Source organism: Streptomyces sp. NPDC001373 (assembly GCF_042895815.1).
In the GTDB taxonomy this organism is placed as follows: Bacteria; Actinomycetota; Actinomycetes; order Streptomycetales; family Streptomycetaceae; genus Streptomyces.
Genome location: NZ_JBIAWQ010000043.1, coordinates 1 through 13,006, shown reverse-complemented (window position 1 = coordinate 13,006; position 13,006 = coordinate 1). Strand labels below are relative to the sequence as shown.

Here is a 13,006-nt window from a genome sequence, read left to right as displayed (position 1 = left end):
AACGCTCGGCTGGGAAACCCCAGCCGAGCGCCTGCATAAACTGCTCGCGGCCTGATCAACACGACCACGTGTTGCAACGACCCCTAGAAACCGCCCCTCCTGGGCGGACGGGGCCTTTCGCGTCCCCCGTTAGGGTGGCCGCATGGTGAACGCAGAGATCGGTGTAATCGGCGGCTCGGGCTTCTACTCCTTCCTGGAGGACGTCTCAGAGATCCAGGTGGAGACCCCCTACGGGCCCCCGAGCGACTCCCTCTACCTGGGCGAGCTGGCCGGCCGGCAGGTGGCGTTCCTGCCGCGGCACGGGCGCAGCCACACCGTGCCGCCACACAAGATCAACTACCGCGCGAACATCTGGGCTCTGCGCTCCGTCGGCGTCCGGCAGATACTGGGCCCGTGCGCGGTGGGCGGCCTGCGGGCGGAGTACGGTCCGGGCACGCTGCTGGTCCCGGACCAGCTGGTCGACCGTACGAAGTCGCGCGTGCAGACCTTCTTCGACGGGGAGCCCCTGCCGGACGGAAGCGTCCCGAACGTCGTCCACACCACCTTCGCCGACCCGTACTGCCCGGTGGGGCGCTCGGTGGCGCTCGAGGCGGCGCGCGGGCGGGAGTGGGAGCCCGTGGACGGCGGCACCATGGTCGTCGTGGAGGGGCCGCGGTTCTCGACGCGCGCGGAGTCGCAGTGGCATGCGGCGGCGGGGTGGTCGGTGGTGGGCATGACCGGGCACCCGGAGGCGGTCCTCGCACGCGAGCTGGGGCTCTGCTACACGTCGATGGCTCTCGTGACGGACCTGGACGCGGGGGCCGAGACGGGTGAGGGGGTCTCGCACACGGAAGTCCTGAAGGTGTTCGGCGAGAACGTCAGCCGACTGCGCCAGGTCCTCTTCGACGCTGTGGCGGCCCTTCCGGCGACCGAGGACCGCGGCTGTCTGTGCACTCACGCCCACGACGGCTGGGACCTGGGGTTCGAACTGCCGTAGGCAGGCTGGAGGCGGGCCGCAGCCCTGCCGGAGTCCGTATGGACCGGCGTGGACCCGGGCCGGCCCTTCGGGGCCGCGGTCGGGCTCTCGGGGCCGCGGCCGGGCCCTGCGGTGACCGCGCGAGCCGTCGGCTGCGCCGCAGGACAGGAGGGGAAACGATTCCCTGCGCGGAGTGACGTCACGTACCGCGGGGCTGTCCTGTCTCCATGGCGACGGGGTCGAAGGGGCCCCCTCCCGGAAGAGGCCAGCCATGCCGCGCATCTCGCTCACCCCGCCCCGCACCCTCCTGACGCGTGTCGGCGCCTGGTACTCCCGCCGCACCTACGGCAAGGTGCTCGACCCCGGTCAGGCGTACAGCCACAACGCGCGCGTGCTGTTCTCCTACGTCCGGTTGGAGCAGCGGGCGGCGAAATGGAACAAGCTCGACGCCGGTCTGAAGCACCTCGCGGTGATGGCCTGCGCCACGCGGATCAACTGCTCGTGGTGCATGGACTTCGGCTACTGGGAGGGCCACGAGCTGGGCCTGTCCCCGGAGAAGATCGAGCGGGTGCCTCGGTGGCGGGAGGCCCGCGAGGTGTTCACCGGGACGGAGCTCCTGGTCATGGAGTACGCGGAGGCGATGACCGAGACCGAGCCGGCGGTCACCGACGAGATGGCTGCCAAGCTCATCGCGCGGCTCGGCGAGGCGGCGTTCGTCGAACTCACCGCCGTGGTCGCGCTCGAGAACTGGCGCTCACGGGTGAACAGCGCGTTCGGTCTGACCAGCCAGGGCTTCTCGGAGGCCTGCCGGCTGCCCGGCCGGTCCTGAGCGGCAGGCCGGAGTCACCCCCGCCCCCTGAGGGTGAACGGGTTGTCCACAACCTGGGGATCATCCACAGGTCGGCGCGGGCCGGAGCGGAGGAGCGGATCGTGGGAGGGTCCGGGCGTTGGACCCGGACACCGGATCTCGACCCTTTCGGCGGTGACCAGCATGTCCAGGACCTCTCCCGACTCCCCCGTACCCCCCGCTTCCCCGGATTCCCCGGTTCCTCACCCGTCCCCTTCCTCCGCGTGCCGCCCCGCGCGCCCCGTGCCGCCGTTCCCGCCGCTGCGCGTGGGACGCGCCGGAGGCCGGCTGCGCCGCGCGGTGCACCGCAAGCGGCGGGTCGCCTCGGCCGGCCTGGCCGTGGTGGCGGCCGCCCTGGCCGTGGGCGGGACGGAGGCGCGGGCCTCCCGGGGCGCGGCCCCGCCCGAGGTGAAGCCGTCTCCCGCGGCGGTACGCATGGTGTCGGCACCCGTGCGCATCGCGGACGCGGCCACGGTACGGCTGCTGCGTCCCGGGGACCGGGTGGACGTGGTGGCGGCGGAGCGCACGGGGCCGCCGAGGGTGGTGGCGGCGGGGGCCAGGGTGACCGAGGTGCCCGCGCCGGAGAAGGGGTGGGGGGACGGTGGGGCGCTGGTGGTGCTGTCCGTGCCCCGGGAGACCGCGCGGGCCCTGGTGGGCGCGGGGGCGGTGGCACGGCTGGCGGTGGCGTTGTGCTGATTCGCACTGGCGCACTGTCGAGTCGCTCTGAGGTGGGCGCCGATTGGACATGGCGTGCCATGACTGCCGTAGCTTTCGGAACCGTTGGCTCCGTGTACAGCAGTGACGAAGAGAGGCTCAGTCGTGAGCGAGAAGAAGAAGGAGAGCGTGCTGGCAGGCTTCAAGGCCTTCCTGATGCGCGGCAACGTGGTGGACCTGGCCGTGGCCGTGGTCATCGGCGCCGCGTTCACGAACATCGTGAACTCGATCGTGAAGGGCATCATCAGCCCGGTCGTGGGCGCCATCGGCACCAAAAGCCTGGATGTCTACACCTCGTGCCTGAAGGCACCTTGTGGAGTGGACGCCAAGGGCGAGCCGACCGGCGTCAACATCATGTGGGGCTCGGTCCTGAACGCCACGCTCACCTTCCTGATCACCGCCGCGGTCGTCTACTTCCTGATGGTCCTGCCGATGGCGAAGTACCTGTCGCGGCAGGAGGCGCGCCGCAAGGCCAGGGAGGGCGTGAAGGAGACCATCGAGATCACCGAGCTGGAGGTGCTCAAGGAGATCCGCGACACCCTGGTCGCGCAGCGCAGCGTGAACGGCGAGAGCGCCAGGACGCCGGGGGCGCGCGACGCAGTCTGACCGCCGCGGCGAATCAGATGTGGTGCGGGGGCTTCTCGTCGAGGAAACGGGCCAGGTCGGCCGCGCTTCCTCCGGCGGGGGGCCGCTCGCCCCAGCCCCGGTCGGTGTCGTCCGAGGACTGCTGGTCCAGCGGGTCGTCGAAGACCAGCTTCGGCCTGGGCCTGGCCGTCGGCTTGGGGTCGGACTTTGCCCCGGCTGCGGGCTCGGGGGACTGCGGGTCGGAGGCGGGGGCGGTGCTCATGCGTCAAGAGTACGGCCGTCCCTGCCTCGCGCCCCGGCCCGAGGGGGGTGCCCGGCTACGGCACCGGCCCGGGTCAGCTGGGGGCTTCCGCGCCTTTGCGGGCGTAGAACCACCAGCAGACCGCGAGACAGGTCGCGTAGAAGCCGATGAACATCCACAAGGCGTTCGTGACGGCGGTGGCCGCGAACATGGCGGGGATGAAGAAGAAGCCGTAGGCGGCGATGGCGGACGAGAAACCGGTGACGGCGCCGGCCTCCGTCTCCGACTGCTTCAGCGCAGCCACCTGCGCCTCGGGGCCCTGGCCCTCGACCTGGCGCATGTGCTGGTCGCGGAAGATCACCGGGATCTGCCGGAAGGTCGAGCCGTTGCCCAGGCCGGAGAAGGCGAAGGCCACGAGGAAACCGACGAAGAACGCCCAGAAGCTGCCCTGGTCCCCGTCGGACGGCAGCGCGAAGATCACCACGATCAGGGCGGTAGGCATGCCGACGAACGACAGCATGGTCACCCTGGCGCCTCCCATCCGGTCGGAGAGCCAGCCGCCGCCCCAGCGCATGAGCGCGCCGATGAAGGGGCCGATCCAGGCGTAGGTCGTCGCCTGGTATCCCTGCGCCTCGAAGTTCTCCTTGATGAGCAGGGGCAGTCCGGCCGCGAAGCCGATGAAGGATCCGAAGGTGCCCACGTAGAGCCAGGTCATCAGCCAGTTGTGCTTGCGCTTGAAAATGACCTTCTGCTCGCTGAAGGGGGCTGCGGCCACCCTGAGGTCGTTCATCAGGAACCAGGCGAGCACCGTCATGACGACCAGCAGCGGCACCCAGAGGAAGGCGCCGTTCTGGAGCCAGATGTCCGTGTCGTTCTTCGCGTCGTGCTGCGGGCCGCCGGCCGGGGGGCCCAGCACGGCGGCGGTGACCACCAGGGGCGCGACCAGTTGGACGACGCTCACGCCGAGGTTGCCGAGACCGCCGTTGAGGCCGCTGGCGCTGCCCTTCTCCCTCTTGGGGAAGAAGAAGCCGATGTTGGCCATGGAGGAGGCGAAGTTCGCGCCTCCGATGCCGCAGACGGCCGCGATGAGGGCCAGTTCCCAGTACGGGGCCCCGGTGTCCTGGAGGGCGAAGCCCAGCCACAGCATGGGGCCGACCAGGATGAGCGTGCTGAAGGCGGTGAACTTCCGCTCGCCGAAGATCGGGCCGATGAAGGTGTACAGGATGCGGAAGGTGCCGCCGGTGATGCCGGGGATGGCGGCCAGCCAGAACAGCTGCGACTTGGAGAAGTCGAAGCCGACGTCGTTCAGTTTGACCACGGTCACCGACCAGACCTGCCAGACCACGAAGCCGAGCATCAGGGCCGGGATGGAGATCCAGAGGTTGCGCTGGGCGACCCTGTGGCCGGTCGCCTGCCAGAAGCCGACGTCCTCGGGCCGCCAGTCTCCGATGACGGCACCGGGCTTGTAGGTCTCCTTGCGGTGGGAGCGCACCGCGGACGGCGTGGGCGTCGGAAGGGACATGGTCATCGGTCCTTCGGGTCGAGGAGCCACAGGGCGATCACGACGAGAAAGGACAGGCCCAGGAAGCCCGCCCCCCACCAGGCCGTGGCCGAGTTGCCCTTCATCCACTCGTTGACGGTCACGGTCAGCGCCCAGAGCTGCCCGATGACGACGGTGAGGGCGAGGACGAGACGGGCGTTGAGCTTCGAGGAGCGCTCCGGTTCCTGCTCGGTGCCGGCGCCCGGGCCGGGGCCGGTGCGCCGGATCCGCGGGTCGCCGTAGCCGCTGGTGGGGCGGATCTGCGGGTACCGCTCGTGCACGGGGCGGTTGAGCCGGGGCTGGGCGCTCCCCGGGTGGTACTCGGGCCGGGGGGGCAGCTCGGGGTCGCTCATGTCCGACTGCTCTCGGTGGCGCGGGCCGTTCCGGGGCAGCCCAGGCGCTGGGCCGCCCCGGGTGAGTCGCCGAACTGCCGGCAGAGGGCCTCTCGGACGGTCTCTCCGGACCGGGCGGTGGCGATGGCCCAGACGCTGCCGTCGGCGCGTTCGGTGAGGAAGATCCTGGGGAGGGGGCGGGGCGGCGGCCCGGCGGTGACCTCGCCGGTGCGGGTGTTGAAGACGCCTTCGTGGCAGGGGCAGTACAGCTCGCCGTCGGGGCCCCGGTCCTCGCGCCACAGGACGGCGCAGGCCAGGTGGGTGCAGACGGCGGAGTAGCCGACGAGGCTTCCGTCGGCGAGTCGGACGGCGAGGGCCCGGTCCTCGTCGCCGGGGAACCGGAAGGCGGCGGACTCGCCGGGGGCGAGCACGTCGGTGACCTTCTTGGCCTCGGGCAGGTGCTCGCTGTCTCCGTGGCGGTGCAGGATGCCGGCGGCGACGCCGACTCCGCCGATGGCGAGGCCGCCGGAGACGGTGGCGACGATCCGCAGGTAGTCGCGGCGTGTGGTGAGGGAGTCGGCGCTGATGCGGTCGCGCAGCCGCGCGGCGGCGGCGTCCCCGTCCTCGCCGTGGCCGTAGCCGTGACCGTGGCCGTGGCCGTGGCCGGGCTGCGGAGTGGGCTGTTCGGTCACGCTCATCGCACGTCCACCCCGTTGACTTCGACGACGGGCAGGCCGCCGGGGACGGGCCACCGGACCTTGTCGGCGGGGACGACCATGGCCACCCCGGTGGAGACGACCACGTCGCCGAAGGCGAAGGAGTCGGAGACCTGGACGCCGGGGCGCTCGGCCTGGAGCTCTTCGAGGGTTCCGTAGAAGAGGGCGCCGGTCGGGCAGACGGTGGCACACATGGGGGCGAGGCCGTAGGAGGTGCGGTCGTAGCAGAGGTTGCACTTCATCTGGAGCTTCGCCTGGAGGTCGATCTTCGGGACGCCGAAGGGGCAGGCGTTGACGCAGTTGGCGCAGCCGATGCAGCGGGTGGTGTCGGCCTGTTGGACGACGCCGTCCGCGGTGACGAGGATCGCGTCGGCGGGGCAGACCTCGGCGCAGGGGGCGGCGGGGTCCTCGCAGTGCATGCAGACGGTCGGCAGGGAGGCGACGGACTGGCCGGGGTCGCTGTAGTCGAGGTGGATCATCGACTTGCCGCGGTGCGAGTCGCATTCGCGGCAGGCGGAGACGCAGGCCTGGCAGCCGATGCAGCGGCCCGGGTCGATGAAGATCGTGCGGCCCATCATGGCGGCGTCAGCTCCTCTCCGCGGTGCCCCGGCCCTGCGGGGACGTGGGGGGCAGGGGGTCGGTGCGGGAGGCCTGGGCCTCCGGGTAGGCCTGGCGGCCGGGGGGTGTGGGCGGTGCCGGGACGTCGTCGACGTGGTCGGCCGGCTCGATGCGGGCGGCGCAGACCTTGTACTCGGGGATCTTCGAGCGGGGGTCGAGGGCGTCGATGGTCAGGGCGTTCGCGGCCGTGGGGACGGGCCAGTGGTAGGGGATGAAGACGGTGTCGGGCCTGATGGCCTCGGTGACGAGGGCCGGGAAGACCTCGCTGCCCCGGCGGGTGACCACCCGGACGGGGTCGCCGTTGCGGAAGCCGTGGGAGGGGTGGACCTCCAACCAGGGGCGCGGGGTCTGTTCGACGAGGGCGCCGAGACGGCGGGTCTGGTTGCCGGACAGGAAGTGCGCGACGGTGCGGCCGGTGGTGAGGGAGAGGGGGAATTCCTCGGTGTGGGCGTCGATGGGTGGATGCCATTCCACGACCTGCATGTGGATCTTCCCGTCGGGGTGATGGGTCCGGCCGTCCTCGAAGAGGCGTGGCGTACCGGGGTGTTCCGTGGAGGGGCAGGGCCAGGCGATGCCGCCGGTGGCTTCCAGGCGCTCGTAGGTGATGCCGTAGTAGTCGTTGACGGTGCCGGCGGACGCGATGCGCAGTTCTTCGAACACCTCGCGGGAGCCGGCGAAGTCGAAGTGGTGGCCGGCGCCGAGGCGGCGGGCGAGTTCGCAGATGACCCAGGTGTCGGTGCGGACGCCGGCAGGGGGTTCCTGGGCCTTGTTGTGCTTGACGACGCGGGCTTCGGCGTTGGCCATGACGCCTTCGTCCTCCGCCCAGGTGGTGACGGGGAGGACGACGTGCGCGTGGGCGGCGGTCTCGGAGAGGAAGAAGTCGAACTGGGCGTGGAATTCCACGGTGTCGTAGCCGGCCTTGACCACGCCGTAGTTGGGCAGGGAGACGAAGGGGTTGTTGCAGATGCCGATGAGGCCGCGGATCTCCTTGCGCTGCATCTGCCAGACCATTTCCATCATGGAGGTTCCGGCGCCGGGGAGTTCGGATTCCTTGATGCCCCAGATGCGGCAGATCTGGGCGCGGTGTTCGGGGTTGGTGATGGAGCGGCCGCCGGGGAGCAGGTCGGACTTCTGGCCGTGTTCGCGGCCGCCCTGCCCGTTTCCCTGGCCGGTGATGGTGCCGTAGCCGGCGCCGGGCCTGCCGATGTTGCCGGTGGCGACGCACAGGTTGATGACGGACAGGCAGTTCTCGACACCCTGGGAGTGGTGCTCGATTCCGCGGGCGTGCCAGGCCATGGCCTTGTCGGCGGTGGCGAAGGCGCGGGCGACCTGGGTGATCTGTTCGGCGGGGATGCCGCAGATGTCGGCGGCGCGGCTGGGCGGGTAGTCGCCGACGGTCTTCTTGACCTCGTCCCAGCCGGTGGCGTGTGCGGCGAGGTACGTCTCGTCGGTGAGTCCTTCGGCGACGATCACGTGCAGGACGGAGTTGAAGAACGCGGAGTCGGTGCCGGGTTTCAGGGCGACGTGGATGTCGGCGGTGCGGGCGACGGCCGTTTCGCGCGGGTCGACGACGATGAGGGTGGCGCCGCGGTCGCGTGCGCCCCACAGGTACTGGGTCATCACGGGGAAGCACTCGCCCACGTTCGACCCGGCGATGAGCAGGCAGTCGGTGAGCAGGATGTCGGAGAAGGGGTTGCCGGCGCGGTCGATGCCGAAGGCGAGTTTGTTGGCGCCCGCGGCGCTGACCATGCAGAGGCGGCCGTTGTAGTCGACGTGTCTGGTCTTGAGGGCGACGCGGGCGAACTTGCCGACGAGGTAGGTCTTCTCGGAGAACAGGCTGGCACCGCCGAGCAGTCCGAAGGCGTCGTTGCCGTAGGTGTTCTGGATGCGGCGGATCTCGGAGACGGTGAAGTCGAGTGCCTCGTCCCAGGAGGCCTCCCGGAACTCCTCGTCGCGGGAGCGGCGCATCAGTGGCGCGGTGAGCCGGTCGGGGTGGTTGACCTGCTGATAGGCGTTGATGCCCTTGGGGCACAGCCGCATCCGGTTGATGTCGTGGTTGCGGGGTTCGACGCCGAAGACCTTGCCGCCCCGGTCGACGCGCAGGTACATGCCGCACTGCACTCCGCAGAAACAGCAGTGGGTGGGGACGAGGGTCTCGCCGTTCTGGTCGGCGTGCCAGCGGTCGGCGGGGAGGCCGCCGGCGTCGCGGAAGTCACGGGTGCCGGGTGGGGCGATGGCGGGGTCGAGGGGCAGGTGTGCCGGCTGGGCTGGGTCCGTCGCGGTCACTTGAAGCCCTTCTTGACGTGGGTCAGGTAGGCGTTGCCGCGCAGGATCCGCTTGCAGCGGGGGCAGTACTCGACGAAGGCGTTGAAGTCGAGGCGGAGGTCGCGCATGGTGCCGCGCAGGTTCTCCACGTACGGGGTGGTGTCGATGGGTTCGCCGCAACGCTTGCAGGCGAAGACCTGTTCGTGCTGGCGGGCGGTGTACTTGAACAGCTGCATGCCGACGGCGGCCGGCCGCTGGACGATGTGGAAGAACTTCCCGAAGGGGATGTAGATGAGGGTGAAGACGACCGACACCATGTGGAGGATCGCCAGGAACTCGTAGCCTCCGCCGTGCAGGAAGATCGACGAGAAGGTGAGCAGGAGTCCCGTCGCCGAGATCACGATGAGGCAGATCAGCGGGAGCAGGTCGTAGGCGAAGCGCTGGCCGGTGATGGCGCCGCGGTCCTTCATGCGCCGCCACAGGAAGTAGACGGCTCCCGGGATGACGAGGACGGCGGCGATGTCCAGGCCGTGGAACATCAGCCAGCCGGTGATGCTCAGCGCGTCGAAGCCGAGGACCTTGAAGCCCCAGATCCGCATCTCGTAGCCGGGGCCGGAGCCGGTGGCGGAGGTGAAGGTGAACCAGCCCCAGGTGAGGGGGAAGGTGATCGCGGCGGCCAGCAGGCAGCCCCAGAAGATCAGCTGGTGGGCGGCCCAGCGGGAGCGGGAGCGGGCGCCGAGGAACTTCTGGAAGCCGAGGTAGGTGGCGGCCATCCGGGGCACGGCGGTGGGCGCCTTCTTGAAGTTGGCGGCCGAGAAGAAGCTGCCGAAGCCCTTTTTGAGGAGGCGGCGCGCGCCGGGGGCGGAGACCCAGACGGTGTACCGGTGGGCCACGCCGAAGGCCAGGAAGACGGTGGCGACGGCGTAGGGCAGCAGGGCGGAGTCGAAGTCCCGCAGGAGGCGGCTGCCGAGCACGATCGCGACGACGAGCAGGAGGGATACGGCCGTACCGGCCAGAGTGGCCCGTGCGGTGACGGACCGGCCGGCCGGTGGCGTGGGCTCGGGCTCACCGGGTGGTGCCGGTGGGGCTGGTGCGCGTACTTCTGCAGGCTCGGACACAGCACCACGCTAGGTGGTCTGTACCGTTTAGTCCTGTTTTCCGGTCTTGATTCTTACGCTGAACAGGTCATACGGCTTTCAGCTCGCGCGGGCGGCGAAGACCGTCTTGCCTTCGGCCACCTGTCCGGCGGTGGGCGGCGGTGTGCCGTGGAGGGTGAAGGGCATGCCCAGGGCCTCCCGTTTGCTCTCGCCCAGCTTGTGGAAGGGCAGGACGCCGACCCGTCCCGTCGCGTACGGCGGTGGCCCGGGCGCGACCGATGGCGGACAGGGAGTCGGCGGCGGCCGAGAGGCCGGCGATGCCGCAGGCCGTGGTGCGGCGGACGTCGCGGTCATGGAGGGCCATCTCGATGCGCTCGTAGGCGTACCGGTCGTGCGTGAGCTGCCGGGCGCCGCGAGTCCGCCCGGGGTACCCGGGCTCCGCGGGCCGCGCGCGCCTCGACCGTACGGCGGCCGGGCCCTGGTCTGCTGGGCGGTATGACGTACGTACCGATGACCGCCCGCAGCCGTGCCGAGGGACACCGGACCGCGACCTCGCTGGAGCTGTTCTTCGACCTCTGCTTCGTCGTCGCGATCGCGCAGGCGGGCCGGCAGCTGGTGCACGCGCTGGTGGAGGGGCATCCGGGCAGCGGGGTGGTCGGCTACCTCTTCGTCTTCTTCGGCGTGTGGTGGGCGTGAATCAACGCAACAACATGTTAGCCCAGGGGCGTTGACCAGCGGGGATGAACGGCAGAAAGCCCCACCCATGCGCCATGGGGGAAGCGCACAGGCGGGGCCGGAGGGAGCCTTACAGGGCCGCGCTCAGGGTCTCGCAGACCTCGGCGCTGGTAGGTCGATCAGCGGCCGAACGGCTCAGCATGTGAGGGATGAGACCCCCGAGCGCTCCGGGCACGTCCACGGGGCGGTGAGGGCCCGCCACGATGGCTCGCCGCTGCTCCTCCCGGGAAGCGTCGTCCGGGTAGGCCACGTGCCGCCACCCGGTCGCGCTGATGAACAGTGCCGCTCCCAGCGCGTACACATCGGATTCCTGCGTCGGCGTTGCCGCTCCCGACTCCAACACGCTGGCCGAGACTTCCGGCGCTTCGTAGTGGACGAGACAGCCCCGATACGGGAAGTCATACGCCCGGGGAATCCGTCCTCCGCTGGATAGCGCAAGATCGATTAGGAACGCGCCGCCAGACTCCCCCAGAAGGAAATGTGCGGGCTGCACATCCCCGTGCACCCACCCCATTCCATGCAGTCCCGACAGGGCCACAGCGCAGGAAAGCGCCTCGCCGATGTCCGGCTCTGCCGCCCCCTTCCGGCAGGGTGCCCACCGGTCGTAGAGGGCGTCTCCCCGCCGCCACGGTTGCGCGCCCCACGTGCCGTGTTCCCACTCCCCGCTGAAGATCCGTTCATGGGTGAGCTGTCGCAGAACGGCGGCTTCCCGGGCAGGTGCCAGCGCGGTCCAGGCGTGCGTCCGACTCGGGTAGCCGACTTTCACCGCGTAGGGACCGGCCTCGGTTTTGACCTTCCACACGGACGACCCGCGCCGGTTCAGGACCAGTTCGGCGGGGCCCGGATTGAGGAGCTGCAACGCACCGTCCGGCGGGCTGTACGGGCCATCGAAAATCATGCTTCACCCTTCAACAGCGGTGCCGGTCAACGTAGTTGGCAACCGACCCCGCACTTCACCTGTCTGGTTCGGCCGGCAGTCAGACGGCCCGGTAGTCGCGCCCACAGTCAGAGTCGCACTGCGCCGCGTTCTCGCCGTTCACGGTCCACAGCGAATCCAGCACCATGAACCCGTTGGCCTTGATCGCGTGCGCCGTCGCCTGCACCTCGGCCAGAACCCGGCCACCACCACCCGGGCGCGGGTTGTGCTCCAGGAACCGGCCCGCGTACGTCTCGCAGAACTCGCGGTAGTCGGCGGTGTGCAGAATGAACGAGTGCAGCGCGCCGTCCACGTCGTCGCTCGGGACCATCTTCACCGTGGCCGTGCCGACCGTGGCGAGGAACGCGAGCGCCTGATCCGTGGCCCGCTCCGCCTTGTCGCGGTCGTAGCCGAAGTGGGTCACGGTGAACTCCGCGATGCTGTCGAACAGGTCCGAGCTGACCAGCGCGCGGCCGGTCTTGAGGTCGTTCGCGGTAGCCGTCATGGCTGTGCCTCCTTGTAGTGGATGAGCTGTTCCGCAGCGCGCCGAACGAGGACGGGAGCAGCACGCCTTATGGCCGCCTCCCACTGCCGGGCCTCACGCTCCGCGAGGATCTCCACCAATCCGGCGTCGATCTCCGCGCGCTGTTCAGGGGTGAAGCTGGGGGCCCGTCTCACATCCGCTCCCTTATCCGCTGGCTCGTGTTGGCGGTGACCACTGCTGCGCTGAGGGCGTCCGACTGATAGGCGGCTTCCAGGCTCTCCGCGTCGGCCTCCCACTCCCGGCCACCGTTCAGCGGGCGGAGTTGGTAGCGCGGTCCCACGTGGCCCATGACGCGGCCTACGCGGCCCGTGGAGACGTCCAGCGCCGTTTCCCCCGCCTCCCAGTTCCGGGGGTGCTCACGTGCGCTCTCAGGGCTGCTCATGGCTGCACCTCTCGTGCTCGTTCGGCTGCTCACAGAAGGCAACCGCGAAACCACAGGGGAGAGGTACCGTTGCGACAGCGCGAGGACTTAAGAGCTTTAAGCGGCTTGAAGACGCGGGGAGTTGATGACCGGTGACCAGCCCCAACGAGACACTTGCCCGACTGCACCGGGAAACCGGCTGGACGCTGCGCCAGTTCGCCCAAGAGGTCAACAAGCTGGGGACTGAGCGGGGAACGCCCCTCAAATACCGGGAACCCTCGGTGCACCAGTGGCTCAACGGGCACATGCCGAAAGAGGCCGTCCGCCCGCTGATCTTGGAAGCGCTGGCACGGAAACTCGGACGCCCCATCACGCACAGCGAAGCGGGATTCTCGCCACCTCCAGCCGAAGAGTCCAGCGCGCTCCCCAGTACCGTGGAAGGACTGCTATTGATCAGAAACTCATGGGGTTCTCGTCCAGGACGTAGCGGACGTGTGGGCCGCCGAAGTAGCCGCGGACGATGTGCGGCTGGCGCTGGCG

Annotated in this window: 14 protein-coding genes and 2 pseudogenes; 5 read left to right on the top strand and 11 right to left on the bottom strand. The window is 70.0% G+C overall.

From position 1 onward, the window contains the following. The first annotated feature begins 142 nt into the window (after positions 1-142). From ACFY15_RS36425 to mscL, 4 genes are all read left to right on the top strand, one after another. Positions 143-976, top strand: coding sequence for an S-methyl-5'-thioadenosine phosphorylase (locus ACFY15_RS36425; protein ID WP_390688474.1), 834 nt, complete (start codon positions 143-145; stop codon positions 974-976). Between the two features lie 250 nt (positions 977-1,226). Continuing rightward, on the top strand, positions 1,227-1,784 hold the full coding sequence (locus ACFY15_RS36420; RefSeq protein ID WP_390688473.1) for a carboxymuconolactone decarboxylase family protein: 558 nt from the start codon (positions 1,227-1,229) through the stop codon (positions 1,782-1,784). Between the two features lie 162 nt (positions 1,785-1,946). Further along, positions 1,947-2,498: a hypothetical protein gene (locus ACFY15_RS36415; RefSeq protein ID WP_390827031.1), complete on the top strand. Its 552-nt coding sequence runs from the start codon at positions 1,947-1,949 to the stop codon at positions 2,496-2,498. Positions 2,499-2,621: 123 nt separating this feature from the next. Next, positions 2,622-3,122 (top strand): large conductance mechanosensitive channel protein MscL, encoded by a 501-nt coding sequence (gene mscL / locus ACFY15_RS36410; protein ID WP_390827030.1) that lies wholly within the window; start codon positions 2,622-2,624, stop codon positions 3,120-3,122. Between the two features lie 13 nt (positions 3,123-3,135). Here the strand turns inward: mscL and ACFY15_RS36405 are convergent, their stop codons facing one another. From ACFY15_RS36405 to ACFY15_RS36370, 8 genes and pseudogenes are all read right to left on the bottom strand, one after another. Then, positions 3,136-3,363 (bottom strand): hypothetical protein, encoded by a 228-nt coding sequence (locus ACFY15_RS36405; RefSeq protein WP_390688470.1) that lies wholly within the window; start codon positions 3,361-3,363, stop codon positions 3,136-3,138. 73 nt (positions 3,364-3,436) lie between these two features. Continuing rightward, complete coding sequence (locus ACFY15_RS36400; protein WP_390827029.1) at positions 3,437-4,864, bottom strand: NarK family nitrate/nitrite MFS transporter; 1,428 nt, start codon at positions 4,862-4,864, stop codon at positions 3,437-3,439. A gap of 2 nt (positions 4,865-4,866) precedes the next feature. Then, positions 4,867-5,235 (bottom strand): hypothetical protein, encoded by a 369-nt coding sequence (locus ACFY15_RS36395; protein ID WP_390688468.1) that lies wholly within the window; start codon positions 5,233-5,235, stop codon positions 4,867-4,869. After that, the gene (locus ACFY15_RS36390; RefSeq protein ID WP_390827028.1) at positions 5,232-5,912 is read right to left on the bottom strand and encodes a ubiquinol-cytochrome c reductase iron-sulfur subunit; all 681 of its coding nucleotides are present in this window, start codon (positions 5,910-5,912) and stop codon (positions 5,232-5,234) included. The genes ACFY15_RS36395 and ACFY15_RS36390 overlap by 4 nt, the downstream gene beginning before the upstream one ends. Next, the gene (locus ACFY15_RS36385; protein ID WP_390827027.1) at positions 5,909-6,508 is read right to left on the bottom strand and encodes a 4Fe-4S dicluster domain-containing protein; all 600 of its coding nucleotides are present in this window, start codon (positions 6,506-6,508) and stop codon (positions 5,909-5,911) included. The genes ACFY15_RS36390 and ACFY15_RS36385 overlap by 4 nt, the downstream gene beginning before the upstream one ends. Positions 6,509-6,515: 7 nt before the next feature. Next, a complete protein-coding gene (locus ACFY15_RS36380) occupies positions 6,516-8,834 on the bottom strand; it encodes a molybdopterin oxidoreductase family protein (RefSeq protein ID WP_390827026.1) in 2,319 nt (772 codons plus the stop codon). Then, positions 8,831-9,931 carry an MFS transporter gene (locus ACFY15_RS36375; RefSeq protein ID WP_390688464.1) on the bottom strand — a complete coding sequence of 367 codons (1,101 nt, stop codon included), beginning with the start codon at positions 9,929-9,931 and terminating at the stop codon, positions 8,831-8,833. Before ACFY15_RS36375 ends, ACFY15_RS36380 begins: the two co-directional genes overlap by 4 nt. 217 nt (positions 9,932-10,148) lie before the next feature. Further along, positions 10,149-10,304 (bottom strand): annotated as a pseudogene (locus ACFY15_RS36370) (pyruvate formate lyase family protein); the annotation flags it as partial. Positions 10,305-10,405: 101 nt separating this feature from the next. Here ACFY15_RS36370 and ACFY15_RS36365 point away from each other — a divergent pair. Further along, positions 10,406-10,603: pseudogene (locus tag ACFY15_RS36365) on the top strand (low temperature requirement protein A); the annotation flags it as partial. A gap of 112 nt (positions 10,604-10,715) precedes the next feature. Here ACFY15_RS36365 and ACFY15_RS36360 read toward each other — a convergent pair. From ACFY15_RS36360 to ACFY15_RS36350, 3 genes are all read right to left on the bottom strand, one after another. Next, positions 10,716-11,543, bottom strand: coding sequence for a protein kinase (locus tag ACFY15_RS36360; protein WP_390827025.1), 828 nt, complete (start codon positions 11,541-11,543; stop codon positions 10,716-10,718). A 79-nt stretch (positions 11,544-11,622) separates the two neighbouring features. Further along, complete coding sequence (locus tag ACFY15_RS36355; RefSeq protein WP_390827024.1) at positions 11,623-12,066, bottom strand: hypothetical protein; 444 nt, start codon at positions 12,064-12,066, stop codon at positions 11,623-11,625. A 169-nt stretch (positions 12,067-12,235) separates the two neighbouring features. Continuing rightward, positions 12,236-12,487 (bottom strand): hypothetical protein, encoded by a 252-nt coding sequence (locus tag ACFY15_RS36350; protein ID WP_384111008.1) that lies wholly within the window; start codon positions 12,485-12,487, stop codon positions 12,236-12,238. Positions 12,488-13,006 lie beyond the last annotated feature (519 nt).